At 48.9% G+C, this 16,939-nt stretch carries 15 protein-coding genes; 6 read left to right on the forward strand and 9 right to left on the reverse strand.

Features of this window, described 5'->3' with window-relative positions; all coding sequences use genetic code 11:
• Positions 1-45: 45 nt before the first annotated feature.
• Entirely contained in the window at positions 46-945 is a 900-nt protein-coding gene (locus tag ACYVF1_RS01055; RefSeq protein ID WP_461074728.1) for a fructosamine kinase family protein, read from the reverse strand.
• 100 nt (positions 946-1,045) lie between these two features.
• Here ACYVF1_RS01055 and ACYVF1_RS01060 point away from each other — a divergent pair, with 100 nt between their 5' ends.
• Positions 1,046-2,257, forward strand: coding sequence for an anhydro-N-acetylmuramic acid kinase (locus ACYVF1_RS01060; RefSeq protein WP_461074730.1), 1,212 nt, complete (start codon positions 1,046-1,048; stop codon positions 2,255-2,257).
• 6 nt (positions 2,258-2,263) lie between these two features.
• Here the strand turns inward: ACYVF1_RS01060 and mog are convergent, their stop codons facing one another.
• The 3 genes from mog to ACYVF1_RS01075 form a co-directional block, all read right to left on the reverse strand.
• Complete coding sequence (gene mog / locus ACYVF1_RS01065) at positions 2,264-2,788, reverse strand: molybdopterin adenylyltransferase (protein ID WP_461074732.1); 525 nt, start codon at positions 2,786-2,788, stop codon at positions 2,264-2,266.
• An 87-nt stretch (positions 2,789-2,875) separates the two neighbouring features.
• Positions 2,876-4,696 carry a glycosyltransferase gene (locus tag ACYVF1_RS01070; RefSeq protein WP_461074734.1) on the reverse strand — a complete coding sequence of 607 codons (1,821 nt, stop codon included), beginning with the start codon at positions 4,694-4,696 and terminating at the stop codon, positions 2,876-2,878.
• Positions 4,697-4,791: 95 nt separating this feature from the next.
• Positions 4,792-5,784 (reverse strand): isoaspartyl peptidase/L-asparaginase family protein, encoded by a 993-nt coding sequence (locus ACYVF1_RS01075; RefSeq protein ID WP_461074736.1) that lies wholly within the window; start codon positions 5,782-5,784, stop codon positions 4,792-4,794.
• Positions 5,785-5,865: 81 nt separating this feature from the next.
• Between ACYVF1_RS01075 and purU the strand changes: the two genes are divergently transcribed.
• Entirely contained in the window at positions 5,866-6,729 is an 864-nt protein-coding gene (purU, locus tag ACYVF1_RS01080) for a formyltetrahydrofolate deformylase (protein ID WP_461074738.1), read from the forward strand.
• A 35-nt stretch (positions 6,730-6,764) separates the two neighbouring features.
• On the opposite strand, the gene ACYVF1_RS01085 is transcribed toward purU, so the two are convergent.
• Positions 6,765-7,493, reverse strand: coding sequence for a copper homeostasis protein CutC (locus tag ACYVF1_RS01085; RefSeq protein ID WP_461074740.1), 729 nt, complete (start codon positions 7,491-7,493; stop codon positions 6,765-6,767).
• 257 nt (positions 7,494-7,750) lie between these two features.
• Between ACYVF1_RS01085 and ACYVF1_RS01090 the strand changes: the two genes are divergently transcribed.
• Positions 7,751-7,972 carry a DUF2795 domain-containing protein gene (locus ACYVF1_RS01090; protein ID WP_009284883.1) on the forward strand — a complete coding sequence of 74 codons (222 nt, stop codon included), beginning with the start codon at positions 7,751-7,753 and terminating at the stop codon, positions 7,970-7,972.
• Between the two features lie 82 nt (positions 7,973-8,054).
• On the opposite strand, the gene ACYVF1_RS01095 is transcribed toward ACYVF1_RS01090, so the two are convergent.
• Together ACYVF1_RS01095 and ACYVF1_RS01100 are read right to left on the reverse strand one after the other, a co-directional pair.
• Entirely contained in the window at positions 8,055-8,531 is a 477-nt protein-coding gene (locus ACYVF1_RS01095) for a sterol desaturase family protein (protein WP_461074742.1), read from the reverse strand.
• A gap of 4 nt (positions 8,532-8,535) precedes the next feature.
• Positions 8,536-9,390 (reverse strand): aminoglycoside phosphotransferase family protein, encoded by an 855-nt coding sequence (locus ACYVF1_RS01100; RefSeq protein WP_461074744.1) that lies wholly within the window; start codon positions 9,388-9,390, stop codon positions 8,536-8,538.
• A gap of 227 nt (positions 9,391-9,617) precedes the next feature.
• Here ACYVF1_RS01100 and ACYVF1_RS01105 point away from each other — a divergent pair, with 227 nt between their 5' ends.
• From ACYVF1_RS01105 to ACYVF1_RS01115, 3 genes are all read left to right on the forward strand, one after another.
• Entirely contained in the window at positions 9,618-10,286 is a 669-nt protein-coding gene (locus tag ACYVF1_RS01105; protein WP_461074746.1) for an AlbA family DNA-binding domain-containing protein, read from the forward strand.
• Between the two features lie 82 nt (positions 10,287-10,368).
• Positions 10,369-12,429, forward strand: coding sequence for an OPT family oligopeptide transporter (locus ACYVF1_RS01110; RefSeq protein ID WP_461074748.1), 2,061 nt, complete (start codon positions 10,369-10,371; stop codon positions 12,427-12,429).
• Between the two features lie 90 nt (positions 12,430-12,519).
• The gene (locus ACYVF1_RS01115) at positions 12,520-13,080 is read left to right on the forward strand and encodes a hypothetical protein (protein WP_461074750.1); all 561 of its coding nucleotides are present in this window, start codon (positions 12,520-12,522) and stop codon (positions 13,078-13,080) included.
• A gap of 7 nt (positions 13,081-13,087) precedes the next feature.
• On the opposite strand, the gene ACYVF1_RS01120 is transcribed toward ACYVF1_RS01115, so the two are convergent.
• Positions 13,088-15,688: a sialate O-acetylesterase gene (locus ACYVF1_RS01120; RefSeq protein WP_461074752.1), complete on the reverse strand. Its 2,601-nt coding sequence runs from the start codon at positions 15,686-15,688 to the stop codon at positions 13,088-13,090.
• A 110-nt stretch (positions 15,689-15,798) separates the two neighbouring features.
• Positions 15,799-16,929 carry a DmpA family aminopeptidase gene (locus ACYVF1_RS01125; RefSeq protein WP_461074754.1) on the reverse strand — a complete coding sequence of 377 codons (1,131 nt, stop codon included), beginning with the start codon at positions 16,927-16,929 and terminating at the stop codon, positions 15,799-15,801.
• Between the last annotated feature and the right edge of the window lie 10 nt (positions 16,930-16,939).

Below are 16,939 nucleotides of genomic sequence, written 5' to 3' on the forward strand. Positions count from 1 at the left end.
TAGTCGCTGGTGCGACTCCGACAGCCGGAACCTGTCGGGGCCTAATTAAAACTGTTTCAAAACTCGTTCTACACCGCTAACGTAGCCGGAGCCAAACAGATTCACATGAACCAGCAGTGGATACAGATTGTAGATGGCAATGCGTTCGCGAAAACCGCTTTGCAGAGGGAGTGCTTCATCGTAGGCTTCGTAGAATCGTTCGTCGAAACCGCCGAACAGGCGCGTGAATGCAAGCTCGGCTTCACGAAAACCGTAGTAAATGGCCGGGTCAATCAGTACCGGCGCGCCAGCTTCGTTAATCATTACGTTCCCTGACCACAAATCGCCGTGGATAAGGGCCGGGCGTTCGGCAGGCAACAATTCAGGGAGTAATGCCTGCAGTCGGAAAAGGGCGTCGTAAGCCGTTTTTGGCAGAAGATCTTTATAAAAAGCCAGACCGGCCTGGGGTAATAGGCGATGCTCAAAAAAGAAATCATAGCCATTACTGGTCAGGGTATTTAACTGGGTTAGTGAACCGATGTAGTTATTAAAAAACAGCCCAAATTGAGGCTGCGTGTGGGAGTGCAGCGCGGCCAGTGATTGCCCCAATTTCTCCCAATACGTTTCGTCGTGAGAACCTGGCTCAATGTATTCCAGAACCAAGTATGTCTTGTCGCCCTGCCGACCGTAGCCGATTACATGGGGAATACAGAAAGTCTTCGTTTCTCGGAGGAGATCGAGGCCTTTGGCTTCAGCTTCAAACATATCCGGAAACGCTACGTCCTCCTGATCATCGACATAATTCCATTTGACGAAAAAAGTACCTTCGGATGTGATTACCTGAGCAGCGGTGTTAATATCGCCCCCGGACAAGAACCGGGCTTCGAAAATATCGACCTGGCGGCCCAATACCGCAAAGAGTGTACTTTCAAAGAAGGTAAACTGTTCATCACCCCAAAAACTCATTCGTTTCGTAGTTTATAGTGGACAGGTTTAGGTAGATTAACGGCCTGATTCATTTGAATTAGCCTGCAAAATACTCATAAAGAGATATAATTAACTGAAAATGAACGCACAAATTCAGCATTTATATGATATTGCCCGCAAACCGGAACGACGTATCATAGGCTTAATGTCGGGAACGTCGCTCGATGGGCTAGACGTAGCATTGTGCCGTATTTCGGGCAGTGGACCCGCTACAAACGTAACGATTGAACAGTTTGCTACATTGCCTTATGGCGATGAGCTGAAAGCTGATATCCGGCGCATTTTTGCCCGGAAAGAAATTGATTTTGAGCACCTTTGTCTGTTGAACGCCTACATTGGCCGGTTGCACGGGCAGATGATTCTGGACTGTTTACGGCTGTGGAACGTAGCGTCTGAGAGCATAGATATCATTGCCAGCCACGGCCAGACCGTTTATCATGCGCCACGGACGCAGCATCGTCAGGAAAGGTTTCCGAATGCTACGTTACAGATTGGCGACGGCGACCACATTGCGGCTGTTACGGGCGTCATTACGTTCAGCGATTTTCGACAGAAGCACGTAGCGCACGGGGGCGAAGGAGCTCCTCTGGCCGTTTACGGCGATTATTTTGTTTTTTCTAGTGCTGGCGAATCCACGCCGAGCGAGAACCGCATACTGCTCAATATGGGCGGTATCGCCAATTTTACGTATTTACCCGCCGATGCCGATGCCCGAAACGTATTCACAACCGATACGGGCCCCGGTAATACGTTGCTGGACGCTTATGCCCGAAAGCTCCTGAATAAGGCTTATGACGAAGATGGCAAGCTGGCTCGTCAGGGAACGCCTAATGAAACCTTGTTACAAGCGTTAAAAAAGAATCCATTTTTTGATGCTCCGTTTCCCAAAACAACCGGCCCGGAGGTGTTCAATGTTGACTACGTAATAAAAGCACAGGAGCAAAGTCAGACCAGTCATCTCGCTCCGGCTGATCTGATGGCTACGCTCGTTCAGTTTAGCGCCGATACGATTGTCGATAGCATCCGGCGTGTAATGCAGCCCAACGAAACGTATCGAATTTACATGAGCGGTGGCGGAATGCACAATCCGGCCTTAACAGGCGCTATTCAGCAAGCGCTTCCAAACAGTACGTTCGGACGTACTGATGAACTGGGTATCAATGGAGATGCTAAAGAAGCGGTTCTATTCGCGGTGCTGGCCAACGAAAGTTTGGCGGGTGGCACTACGTCGTTTGGAGATAGGCAGGGTGTTCCCAGCATAACGATGGGAAAAGTGAGCTTTCCAAGGTAGCAACCGTTAATTCTTAGGCCGGAATACGCTCATTTTCGATTCGTCGGTGGTCAGAAATGGACCGCCGATGAGGTCGATGCAGTAAGGAATGGCCGGGAATACAACGGACAGGCATTGCCCAATCGCTTTGGGACGGCCCGGTAGATTCAGAATCAGCGTTTTGTTACGTATGCCCGCCGTCTGGCGGGATAGAATGGCAGTTGGTACGTATTTCAAACTCTCCTGACGCATCAATTCCCCAAAACCGGGCAGCATTTTTTGGCAAACGGCTTCGGTCGCTTCGGGCGTTACGTCACGTAGCGCCGGACCAGTACCTCCTGTTGTGACAACCAGACAGCAATTCTCTTCATCGGCCAGGGCAATCATCGTGGCTTCGAGTTGATCCTGTTCGTCGGGAATAATTCGGTAAACGGGTTCCCAGGGGCTGGTGAGCCATTCGGTCAGCAAACTGACCACCGCTTTACCCGGAATGTCTTCGTAAACACCCGCGCTGGCCCGGTCGGAAACGTTAATAATGCCGATACGTATCATTGGATGTATGATATAGAATGTATGAACTATGATATAGGCTGCCTAACCAACCTAACATACATCATAGTTCATACATTCTACATCAGATTATGGTTTTTTCCGCTTGAGGGCTAAATCATGCGCGGTGTCGTAATAGGAGCGGAGGCTGCCCCAGTCAAATACATCGGCGATGCTTTCGACTAGGTTTCGTTGCTTGATTCGGTCGCGCTGAGCCATTCGAACGAAGCGATAGAGTACGTCGGCTAACTGGTCGGCGGCTTCATTGAAGGATTGAGTCCGGCGATTGATGACGTAAATACCCCGGTTTTCGTAGTCACGCATAATCTGCATGATAAAATCGCCAAAACCCGATTGATCGCTGGTTACCGTTGGAATACCACGGACAACGCATTCGAGCGGTGTATAGCCCCAGGGTTCGTAATAACTCGGAAACACGCCAAGATGACAACCCCGCACAAACTGGCTGTAATCGAGGCCAAACAATGGATTGGTAGACGCAATGAAATCAGGGTGATAAACGATTTTGACCCGGTCTTGCTCGTTATTCACCAGATTCGCCTGGCGGATGAAGCGCGTCATGTCGTCTTCCTGGATTAGATTGTGCGTCACAAAAGGCGGCAACTGCTTGGTTTTCCAGCTTTGAACGGTACGTCGAAGCCGTAGACGCCAGTATTCATCCACAAAACTGTTTAAATCCGGTAGCGTCGTCGATTGAGTGTTGGACGCTGCCGCATGGAAAAGCCGTTCGCCAACCTGCTTTTCAATAGCCTGCGTAGTTTCCTGAATTTCATCGAGTAGGGCGCGGGAATGCAGTACGTCGGGGTTGATGGATGTGTACGGTTGTTTCGTCACCATAAACATGACCACCGTCGTATCCATGTTGGCCTGCCGCATTCGGTAATTAAGCCGGGCCAGCGCTTCGAGAGTCAGATCATACCCTTTGTTGGTAAATTCGAAACGGCCTGATGTAAAGAAGTACAATGTTTTTTCCAGATCGAACGAATACGTCTGGAAAAAGTGGCCCATTACAAACTCATGTATCTTCTGCTTATAGCGAACATGCAGATTCTGGAATTCGTGAACGGCCGCAAAGCGCGTTACGTTCAGTCCGTTGGGTAGGATCAAATCGGGGTTACGTCCCAGAAAGACCTCACATTCGCGAGCCGTTACGTCGCTGACCGTGGTGAAAACATGGGATTGTAACGCTGCCAGCCGCTCAATAGTAGCCTGGGTTTCAATGCCGTAATGCTGCGCTTCGCGTCGCCAGTCGAAGAAAGGTAGTTTTCCGTAGAAACCGGGCTCATTTTGAGCCAGATAGCGACCAAGCATAGTAGCGTGGGTGGTAAATACGGTAGCTACTTTTACGTTATCGCGACGGAGATCAGGCAGACCCGTGCTGGCCATCCATTCGTGGAAATGCGCCACGAAATCAACCCGTTTTGAATGTCCTTCAGCCAGAATCGTGATAAACACACGTACCATTTCGCCGAAAGCAATCGTCTGATTGACCAGGTCTTCAACATTGAGCGTGGATAATTGATGATTTATCCACAACTGCGTTTTGATGTCGTTGAGCTTTTCACCACTGATGCTGTTGATATCAAACAGAACCACACGCGGCCGTCCGGTAACAAGCCAATATCCATATTCGACGCCGTAACCCAGCTGCCGCATCTTCCGGACGGTCTGTCCGATTTCAGTTTCGTCAGAGTCCGTAATAGGTTCAAATTCGGGAGCTGCCCGTTGTGGAAAATAAGGACCGAGCGCTACGTAGTTATCGTCCCACTTTTCGACCATCGCTGGCACTTTCGACCGGATAACCGTATAAATTCCACCTACCTGATTACATACCTCCCAGGCGACTTCCAGCAGGAGTTTCCGCTTCGATGTTGAGAATACCGATTCCAATGTAGTTAATAATTTTTGGGCTATTATTTACCAGGACTGATTGCCCAGTCTTTGCAGGGCAATTAAACACTATAAACAATAAAAGAAAAACTTGTTTATTTTAAATAGGATTTTGCATCGGTCACCTCTGTCTTTTTGTTTTTAGTTAGTGTATAGTTGAAACCTGGTTGTATACTATAAGCACCAAACTCGCCCTTTTTGTTTACAGCCAGAAAGCCTACCTGAATATCTTTATAGTCCTGCTTCTTCACGATACGTAACGCGGCTTCTTCGCAGGCCTGCTGTGGAGTGCGCCCCTGACGCATCAATTCTACCACCAGAAACGAACCGCACGTGCGCATCACCAGTTCGCCCAGACCGGTCGCGCAGGCTCCGCCAATTTCATTATCGACAAATAAACCCGCGCCAATTATTGGCGAGTCGCCAATACGGCCACGCATCTTGTAGGCCAAGCCACTTGTGGTACACGCCCCCGAAATATTTCCCTTGGCATCGATGGCCAGCATGCCAATGGTGTCATGTCGTTCGATATTGATCACTGGCTTGTATTGGGCCGTTTTGAGCCATTTTTTCCAGGCCACTTCCGATTCTTTTGTCAGCAGATTTGTTTTCTTAAACCCCTGCGATAGCGCAAAATTTAGTGCTCCTTCGCCACTGAGCATTACGTGGGGCGTTTTTTCCATCACAGCACGGGCCACCGAAATCGGGTGCATAATATGCTCCAGGAACGTAACGGAGCCCGCATTGCCTTTTTCGTCCATGATGCAGGCATCGAGTGTTACGTGACCGTCGCGGTCAGGGCGCCCGCCGTAGCCAACACTAGTGTCTTTGGGGTCGGCTTCGGGTATGCGGACACCCGCTTCAACGGCATCCAACGCACTTCCGCCTTTGTCGAGAGCAGCTTGGGCAGCTGCGTTGGCTTTGGGTTGTTTCCAGGTCGAAATGACCATTGGCGGAGGGGGGGCAGTTTCCGCAATAAAAGCATTGTCAGTTGTTGAAGAAGCTACGGGGGCTTTGGAGCCAAACGATAGTGTGGGAAAGAGTCCGGCTAAGGAGCTAAGGGTTAAAAAACGTCGTCGATTTACCATAGGGAGAAGGGCTTACGGGCCAAAGTAAAGGAATAAATGGCTGCTATTCGCTACTTTTGGCCAATTTCTTCAAAACCACGAATGACGGTTTCTGACAAACACGTATTGCTGATGGATGGGCCCGACAGCAAAGGGCTGATTTACCACGTAACAGGCGTTCTGTTTCGGCATGGTCTGAACATTATTCATAACGACGAGTACGTCAGTCCGTCAGGGCAATTTTTTATGCGGACGGAGTTCGAATCAGGAAACGCTACGTTTAATAGTGGAGCGCTTTTGCACGAATTACGTACTACGTTGCCCGAAGGCGCTAATCAGGAAGCCATTACGTTCCGACTGAATCCAAAACGGAAGAAAAACATTGTGGTGCTGGTTACCAAAGAGCACCATTGCCTTGGCGAATTATTGATACGTTACGCATTCGACGAATTGGATGCGACGATTCTAGCGGTGGTCAGTAACTACAATTTGCTGCAACCGCTGGTCGGAAAGTTCGGGATACCGTTTCACTACGTATCGCACGAAGACAAAACCCGCGAAGAACATGAGCAGGCTATTTTGCGAACGCTGGCGATTTACGAGCCAGAGTACCTGGTACTTGCCAAATACATGCGCGTGCTGACGCCGGGTTTCGTGAACCAGTTTCCCAACCGGATTATAAATATTCACCACTCCTTTTTGCCCGCGTTTATAGGTGCTAATCCGTATCGGCAGGCATACGAACGTGGCGTGAAAATTATCGGCGCAACGGCCCATTTTGTCAATAACGATTTAGACGAGGGGCCCATTATTGCGCAGGATGTGAAAGAAGTAAACCATCGTCAAACAGCCGCTGACATGGCGACGGAAGGAAAAGACGTCGAAAAAATCGTGCTTTCGCAGGCGCTAAAACTGGTTTTTAATGACCGCGTTTTTATTTCCGGAAATAGAGCGATTGTATTGTAGCCTTCTTGTTATGCTTCGTTCCTCACCATCACGGATTAGTTTGCCAGTGAAACTACAGCCCGAATCTTTTCAGCGCTAGCTTCTACATACTCATATTCACCCGGCACAGACGAGGCCATAGACACTGCTGGCTGGCGATACGTCATGTCACTATCTTCTTTACGACTGCCGCTCAAGTGTAGCGCATGAACACCCGCGTCGATAAGGGCTTTGGCGTTACGTTCATTCACGCCCGCACCCGCCATAATTTCGATTCGATTGCCCACCTGGTGCGCCAGCTGACGTAACGTAGCAAGTCCGGCACCAACAGTTTGTTGCTGACCAGATGTTAGAATACGGACCGCTCCCGTACGAATGACGGCTTCCAACGCTTCCAGCGGATCGCGGGTCATGTCGAAAGCGCGGTGGAACGTAACAGGTAGGGGATAAGCCAATTCAATTAAAGCTTTGCTACGTTCCTCGTCAACCGTTCCGTCGGGACGTAATAGGCCCAAAACTACTCCATCGGCACCGAGCGATTTGGCCAGTTTTATATCGGCCTGCATTACGTCTAGTTCGGTTTCGGTGTATAGAAAATCACCACCGCGTGGACGTATCATGACGTAAAACGGGATTTTTAGATGCTTTCGGGCCAGTTGAATCAAGCCAGCGCTCGGCGTAGTACCACCTTCGGCCATACCACCACATAATTCAATACGTCCGGCTCCGGCCATCTGGGCAGTCAGGCAGGATTCGAGGGAATAAGCACAAACTTCGACAAGCATATAGGAAAGAGCAATTCAAAGAGCGAAAGAGTGAATGAGCGAAAGTGCGAATACTATCCGGCAGTCGCACTTTCGCTCATTCACTCTTTCGCTCTTTGAAATCTGGAACATGAAACAAATTTTTTTATTTCGCGTTAATGGCCTAAATCACAGTGTAATTGCAGAAACGAACATTTTTGCTAAAAATAGCTTGGATATTAATGGTTTTTTTACTTTTGCACCCTCATTAAAAAAATAGACACAAACGACGACACACTATGTACTGGACTCTCGAATTAGCATCGTATCTGGAAGATGCTCCGTGGCCTGCCACCAAAGATGAGTTGATTGATTATTCCATTCGCTCTGGCGCCCCGCTCGAAGTTGTAGAAAATCTACAGGAACTTGAGGACGACGGGCAACCCTACGAAAGCATTGAAGAAATCTGGCCGGACTACCCGACGAAAGATGATTTCTTTTTCAACGAAGACGAATACTGAGTCGTTTCGACGATTTCACGTAAAAAAAGGCGTAATCTGTTGAGTCAGGATTACGCCTTTTTTGTGTGTTACGTTCCAACTGCTACGTTGTTTTGGTCTTCGTAGAGGCCGTTTTTACAGGCTTGTCGTATTTCTTTGGGGCATACAGGAACCCAAAAGCTTCGGCGCCTTCTTTCGTATGTACTTTATGATGAATGTAGTGCGCCCGCATAATACGTTGCATATAGCGTCCGCTCGTGTCGATTTTGAGCTTCACGCGCCGATGCACGATAATGTCGTGGAAAATGAAGTAAAATAAGCCGTATAACGTAACGCCCGCGCCGATCCAGGTTAGAAAATCCAGTCCGGGAACGTAGACGCCTAATGCGATAAGACCAATAGCGGTTACGGCGAATACAACCGCGAATAAGTCATTTACTTCAAAAAAACCTTTGTGATGATTGTGATGGTCGTGATGCCAACTCCACAAGAATCCGTGCATCACGTACTTATGTGTGAACCAGGCCACACCTTCCATAAACAGGAAAGTTCCTAAAACCAGAGCAACGTTTACCCACATTTTATTACTTGTTTAAAAGGCGATACTCGCCAAACAACTCGTTAATCGTTTTCCAGGCTTCGTCTGTTTTGACTTTGTTACCTGTTTCACCGTATTCCTCAATCGTAATTAACGCTTTCCATAACGCCCAACCTCGCCCGCGTGCCCAGGTTGCATCATCAATGACTACTTCAGCGCGAAAGATTTCTCTGCTACGTCCTGAAAGCATTGTCCAGGCAATAACTAAATCGCAGGCAGGGTCGCCAATTCCGCAACAGCCAAAATCAATAACGGCTTCAAGACGGCCATTTTTGATGAGCAAATTGCCCGAAGCGATATCACCATGAAACCATACCGGCGGGTTTTGCCAGATAGATGCTAACGCTTCCTGCCAGATGATTTCTGCCAATGTTACGTCAATCTTGTCCTGTAACACTTTGATTGACCGTCGGGTTTCGTGATCATACACAGATAAAGAAGCCCCTCGAAACCAACTGTGGCTTCCCGCCAATGGGCCACCCGCTGGATCAATACGTTGCAAAGTTCGTAAGAAATGAGCAACTGATCGGGCAAAATCATCGACGTTCGCTAGTTTATTCAACGTAGCGTTTTCACCATCAATCCAGCGATAGATTCCCCATTTGGCCGGAAAATACGTATCAGGTTCGCCTTTTGCCAGAAGAGTGGGAATAGAAACGGGCAGATGCGGGGCTAATCGAGGAAGCCAATACTGTTCTTTTTCGGCTTGTGGTTTGTAGCCCTCGGCGCTGGGGAGACGCACGGTCATTAAATCGCCCAGATGAAACGTTCGGTTGTCCCAACCCGAAAATTCAACGGCTTTTATAGGGAGGGTCGACCATTCCGGAAATTGAGTATTCACTAAATGCCGTACAAGTTCAACATCTATCTCGATGTGTCGCCCCGCAAAATCTCCCATATGATCGAATCCAAACCGGCTAATAGGTGTTATAGTTATGAATAAAATAGTCTGTGAAGACGGAACGTTGATTAGATTGTCATATATTTTCCGAAAAATAGAGATACGAAATTAGTAGTTGCAAGTTTAACGAAAAGCGGTATCTTTATCCCAATTCGGTGCTCAACCAGATGAACCCATCGGTTATGGACTATCAAGCACTCAAGAACCTGGTAAAACGGGGAGAGGGTAGCAGTTTAGAGTTCAAGCTGAAAACAAATCATCCCGAGAAAATCATCCGGGGCGTGGTAGCCTTCGCTAATACAAACGGCGGTATCATGCTGATCGGTGTCGGCGACGACAAGAGAATTACGGGATTGAAATATGCCGATGAAGACGAATACCTCCTCGTCCGGGCTATTAACAAATTTTGTTTTCCGCGCATTTCGTACACCATCGAGCGAGTACAGCTTTTGGATGAACGGGAGGTTCTTGTCATCCGCGTACCCCGCAGCGTCACTCGCCCTCACTACATTATCCCCGATCCGGACAATCCCGATGACAAAAAAGCCTATGTGCGCGTTGGCGACAAATCGGTGCAGGCGAGTCGTGAAGTGCGCGAAATTCTGAAAGGCGAACAAGCTGAACGGAATATCCGCTTTACTTACGGCGACAAAGAGCGGATGCTCATGCAGCACCTCGGCGAGCATCCTAGCATCACCGTCGATTTGTTTGCGTCAATTGCGGGTATATCGCGCCGGATTGCTTCCCGAACACTCGTGTTACTTGTACTGGCACACGTACTGGAGATTCATCCCAGCGACGTAATGGATCGGTACACAACGCGGGCGGTGCAGTGAAATCGGCAACGTAGTGCGGTATGTTGACGGAAAGTCTTACTTTGTGATACGTTATGCCTAACGCATCACAACTTGTTTGACTATGTCTAAACCGACTGCCGACCATAAACCCTTTGTTCCGGCCACGGAATCCCCCGCTGAATTTACCCTGAAAGCCGTAGTAACCGGCGCTGTTTTTGGCGTACTGTTCGGCGCTGCTACCGTGTATTTATCCCTGAAAGCCGGTCTTTCGGTGTCAGCTTCCATTCCAATAGCGGTGTTGGCAATCTCGCTCGGTCGGAAATTTCTCAACACGACTATCCTCGAAAATAATATCATCCAGACAACTGGTTCGGCGGGCGAGAGTATTGCGTCGGGGGTGGTGTTTACTATGCCAGGCTTTCTGTTCCTAACCAACGGGAGTGGTGCTGATTTCTTCAATTATTGGACAATTCTGACACTAGCGATTCTGGGTGGCCTGATTGGTACGTTGATGATGATTCCACTACGTCGGTCGCTGATTGTGCAGGAACATGGTACGTTGCCGTATCCCGAAGGAACGGCTTGTGCATCGGTCTTGATTGCTGGCGAAAAAGGCGGTGATTTCGCGAAAACAGCGTATCAGGGTTTAGGTGTAGCGTTGTTGTATGCCTTCCTGCAAAAAGTACTACATCTGATTGCCGAGGTTCCCGTCTGGGCAACGAAACAAACTAATCGCTATTTCCCGTCGGCGCAGGTAGCAGGGGAAATTACGCCTGAATATCTGGGCGTTGGCTACATCATCGGTTTTCGTATTTCGGCAGTGCTGGTTGGTGGCGGAATTCTGGCATGGTTGGGCTTGATTCCATTGCTGGCGTCGGTCGTTCCCGGTGATACCATTGCGTTGCAACTTCAAAAACTGGGCTATCTGGCCAATCTGCAAACGGCGGGCGGACCCGGCGGCTGGAATCCAACGACTCACACATTCAACGATACAGCTGCGGCTGTCTATCGGGCTTATATCCGGCAGATTGGCGCGGGGGCTGTAACCGCGGGCGGATTCATGACGCTGATCAAGACCATTCCGACCATTATTTCCTCGTTTAAACAGAGTTTCAGCAAATCGTCACTCAGTGCTATTGAGCAAGAAGAGAATTTGAGCCATGGCAGCCGGACGGCACGTACTGAACAGGATTTAAGCGTACGTATCGTGGTTATCGGTAGCATTGCCCTCGCTGGATTGATGGTCGTTCTGCCGCAAATTCCCGGGGATTCAGTATTGACTAAATTACTGATTGCGATTTTGGTTATTGTTTTTGGTTTTTTCTTCGTCACCGTTTCCAGTCGAATTGTTGGACTGATTGGGTCGAGTTCGTCGCCGGTATCGGGGATGACGATTGCTACCATTATGGGTACAGCGCTGGTTTTCATCGGTTTTGGATTGACGGGTAAACTATATGAACCGGCGGTGCTGGTAGTGGGTAGTATGATTTGTGTAGCGGCTGCTAACGCGGGCGGTACGTCGCAGGATTTAAAAACCGGCTATCTGGTCGGTGCTACGCCTAAATACCAGCAGATGGCGCTGTTTATTGGTGTGATTGTGTCGTCGCTGGTGGTGGGCGCTACGGTAAAAATTCTGGATACGCCTACACCTGATTTGCTGGCTCAGGGCATCACACACGCTATTGGTTCCGATAAATTTCCGGCTCCCCAGGGAACGCTGATGGCTACGTTGATCAAAGGTCTTTTGTCATTCAACCTCGACTGGCAGTTTGTGCTTGCTGGTGCATTTATTGCCTTCGTGTTTGAGTTAGTTGGCGTCAGTGCGCTGGCCTTTGCCGTTGGGCTTTATCTGCCCCTTTCTACTACGTTGCCTATTTTCACGGGGGGCTTAGTTAAGGCTATTGCAGACTGGAATGCCAAACGGAAAGGCAACGTTGAAGAAGACGCCGATTTAGGCAAGGGAAGCCTGTTTGCTACTGGACTGGTGGCTGGTGGAGCTTTGGCAGGTGTTGCGGTAGCGTTGTTATCAGTCAATGAATCAATTTATAATGGTCTGGCTGCCTTGACAATAGAGCCTGTTCTGGCTGGTATGCTGGGCGAAGGTGGCTATATGACTCTCGGCGCACTCGCCTTTGTAGGTTTGGCAACAATTTTATGGCGTGTGGCCGAAAGCAGACGATAATGCTGTAGTCCGTTTGATAAATGTGCGGGGGTAAATACGTATAGAACTGATTGGCAATCCTTTGTTACGATAATTCCTCTTTTCTAAAGCATGCTCACTACGTTGTCTGCGTTTTTCAACAGGATTTCGTCCTGGAAAACGCTTCTATTGGCCATTGCGCTATACGTTCCATTTCCCGCCTACTTTTTTCAAAATCTTCAATCAGAGATGAATGGACTGGCGCTAAAGGCTATTAGTCCAATTGATTTGCTTTTTGGATATGATCCCGCTCGAATTATTGAGATGATTGGCTGCTATGGGCCAGAAGGACGGGCAGTGTATAGGCAGGGCTTAATGACGATTGATTTTGCTTATCCAATCATTTATACGGCGCTGAGCTGCATTGTTCTTACACTGTTGTTCCGAAATCGAACGTATGCACCCTTTTCGCTGGTGAACGTATTTCCAGTTATCGTGCTTGTGATGGATTATCTGGAAAACGCCTGTATTATTTACCTCATCAAAAGCTACCCAAACTTATCAGAATCAGTGGCCTCAGTTTGTTCAGTATTGACCAATCTGAAATGGGGGCTTTTCTGTGTCGTTGTGGCGCTGGCGATGTATGGCCTGATACGTCTGGCCATCGGTGGGCGGCAAAAACAGGTGGCCTGAGCTACAGTTACCGCACACGCAGCTGAATCTGCGCCGTATCATCCTCACCGTTGGCTGTCCCGTTTCCAGGCATAGAATCCGGATCGCTCGGAAAAGCACTGCTGATTTCGGCGCGGTTTATGAAAGTGCCTCCACCTATGACTTGTGCAGTAAAAGTTACTAAGCGGGTTTCGCCAACGGCTACATTTGTAAGCGTAGTAGACATCTGACCGCCGTTGATAGTCCAGCCATTAGCACCGATGATGGCTATTTGCTCCGGAATGGTTTCTTTAATCTGTACAGTCTGTGCTATGGCTCCTCCCAGATTAGTAACGGCCAGGGTAAAGCTGATAAGATCGTTGAGGCCCGGCGTTATCTTGCTAGAAGCTATTTGCAAACTAAGATCGGCTTTGTTCGCAACCGGAACTGGCTGAATTAACTGGACAGGGGGTAAAGGATGCTGATTGGGGTTAGGTGATATAAATATCACATTATCAGCGGCTGGTACTGTACGGACATCAACTTGTGCTACGTCATCTTCTCCGTCGCCCGTACCACTGCCGGGTTGTGAGTCGGGGTCTTCCGCAGATGAACTCAGGATCTGAGCTGCATTGCGGTACGTACCTAACTGCTGTGGGCGCACTATGTAAGTCCAGCTAACGGTTTGCCTGGGAGCGAGAGACGTAGTGGTTGCTGAGACGACCCCTGACGTATGCGTAATCCCGTCCCCGCTTATAAACTGCAGATTGGGTGGTAGTCGATTTTCGACAACAACCCGCGATGGCGCAACAGAACTGTTGTTGGTCAGGAGCAACGTAACGGAAACTGGCGATTGGACCTGAACAATCCGGCTGGATGTACGCATCGCTAACTGAAGATCTGCCTTGTCCTGGTCCGCCGTTTGAATGGAAAGTACCCCACCTGGCGCTGACTCGGACGTAGCACTGATCATCCTAAGTCGGTAATAGAGCGTCGTGGGCTCTAAAGATACTGTTGTATCTGTGAAATTAGTTACTGAACCCACCGTACGGCCTACGAAACTAAATGGTCCATTAATTGAGTTAGCTCGTTCAATTAGATATCCGGTTGGTGGCGTTGGCGGAGAATTCCAGGATAACAGAACATGGTTTTTGGGGCGCAACGTAATGGTTTGAAGCGATACCGTACCCGGTAGTATATCGGTAATTGTAAAGTTCTCGAAGCTGAAAGCACGCATTCCACGGCTATTTTTTAAATGAACACCGTTGTAGAAATCAGTATGCGCATCCGCAAAAAAGGGCGGTAAATACGTTAACGTCTGAGCATTTCTGGGCTGCGTAAGGGCCAGTATTACCCGATTCGCAGAAGCCGAACCGGTGCTAATAAATCCCGGTTGCGAATCCAGATAGATAAAATCCTTCATTCGCCGTTGATAATTGACCGCCATTGTATTGTCGTAAATGGTTGAATCGGCGGGCCAGATCATCTGCATCCGATCGTCAAATACCATGGTAAGCGTATCACGACTGCTGTTGTAATAGACTTTCTGAATGTCCGGTGAATTAATTTGCAGCGTATCCGTAGCGCCGTAAAGATCGCGGGCGATTTGCCGGAATAACTCATTCGCTATCTGAAGATTACCCGCTAGACTATAATGTATCCCGTCGAATCCGGGCGTACCAACGGTTGCAATTGTTTCCAGGTTGGCGTAGAGCGATTTGGTACGTCGTTGGAAATCGCGTATTCCGCCCGCGTTACTGTTGTGATCCGGTAAAAAATTGATCTGGCCGACGTACATCCGGGGACTACTGCCATAATCCTGCCGCCAGTTGTTGTATAATGAATTGAACTGAGGAGCGTATTCGTTGGCATTGCTGAAGGCCCCGCCCGCATCTGATTCGCCCTGTTTCCAGACAATGGCTCGCAAATGGGAAATCGCATTTGCGTATTGATGACGATACAGGGTCTGGCCATAAACTGTGTTCAAATCAGTCGGATTTTGGGCATTTCGATCATTCAGATAAGCAATTCTCGCTCCGCCGACAGCCCCGTTAATTATACAGGTCGGAATGCCAAACTGCTGGAGAATAAGCTCCTGAAGGCGCCATCCAATCAGGCCAACGGCTCCATACGGCTCCTTCGATGGATACCAGCTAACCTTCCCCTCGCTAACAGACGTACCAATCGTAAAATCAACGTTTCGGAAATACGTATCGTCGGTAGAATAATCGGGGTTGAAAGCAATGGCGTTCGATTGGCCGTAAATCTGAATAAAGTCACCGCAAACAATCCGCGACCGTTCGGTAACGAGCACGGAATCCGATCCGACCAGTGAAAAAACGCGGATTTTGTACTGCGCTTTTTCGGCCTGAATAGAAAAGGTAGTACTAAACGAAGCGGGGCGGCTGATAGGTAGCGTGATCAACGACCGCTTCCACAACTGATTCTCGCGCCATACTTGTACCAATAGCTTTTCAGTCCCGGCGTTTTGGGCAGTCCCGGCAATAGTAATGACAGCCCGATTCGAATTATCGCGGGCAAAAAGCTGAAAATCAGCCGGTATTTGGCTAAACGTAAATGTTGATTGGCTGTATGTTACCTGGTTAAAACAGAAATAAACTGCAAGTAGAAGTAGCGTTTTTACCTGCATAGACGGGGTGAATAACCAGTGTTGACGGTGGATTTTCTAGTAATATAGCTAACCCGTTCTGTTTACTCAAGTCCTCAGGAAATTTTAACTATTCTTGCCTATTGCGTTAACTATCGGGTTTGTCCCGCCTTTTTCAACAAATCCACAACTTTATCCACAGGCAGTTGCTCAATTTTATGTCCCTGATACCCGGTTAGGGTTTTCGCGGCAAAAAGCGAATTGATAATGGCTTCCTCAGTGGCTTCGATAGCCGCCATAAACAGCGGTGATACGTTATCGTTACGTAGCAGCTTGACTTCGTCGAAGGCGTTTTTGGTCTCGTGGGGAATCTGGTGGGCGGTGGACGCAGCAATGACGTAATCGCCACTGCCGTTAGAGGCAATTCCGCCCGTGTGGCCCAGCCCCAGGAAAGCGCGTTTGGCTAATCGTTTAAGATTGCGAGCATCTAAAGGGGCGTCAGTCAACACAACCATCATGCACGAACCGTCGAGGTTATCTTTAAATTCATAACGTCCCAGCGCCACACCGATGGGTACACCCGCAATTTGCAACGTACCACCGAAATTGGTTTGCACCAATACACCCACAGTATACCCGCCCAGCGAAGCAGGCAACTTCCGCGAGGACGTACCGATTCCGCCTTTAAACCCAAAACAGACCGTGCCAGTACCCGCTCCTACGTTACCTTCCTCAACCGGCCCTGTTTTTGCCTGCTGAATGGCATCTAGTACGTCCTTTTTCGTTACGTGCCGGCCGCGAATATCATTCAGAAAACCGTCGTTCGTTTCGCCCACCACCGGATTGACGGAACGTACCTGTTCATTGCCAGACTGGGATAACGTATAATCAATGATGGCGTCGGCAGCGGTTGGTACGTTTAAGGTATTAGTCAGCACAATTGGCGTTTCCAACGTACCAAGTTCCTCAACCTGACTGTAGCCTGCCAGTTTCCCAAACCCATTACCAATATAAATAGCCGCCGGACTTTTCTGCTGAAACTGATTGCCGGTATGCGGTAAAATGGCCGTAACGCCCGTTCGCACATTTTCGCCCTGATTCAGCGTCACTTGTCCAACGCGAACGCCCGGTACGTCGGTTATGGCGTTCAGTTGGCCAGGCGCCATTACCCCAAAACGAATGCTATACTCGCGGGGACGCTTGGGTGTTTGCGCCATGATTGTATTGAGTAACAAAGCGAATGAAATCGCAAAAGCCAGGAGATAACGTAGCAAATGGAGCATCTGATGACGT

The sequence above is a fragment of the Spirosoma flavus genome (assembly GCF_054778555.1).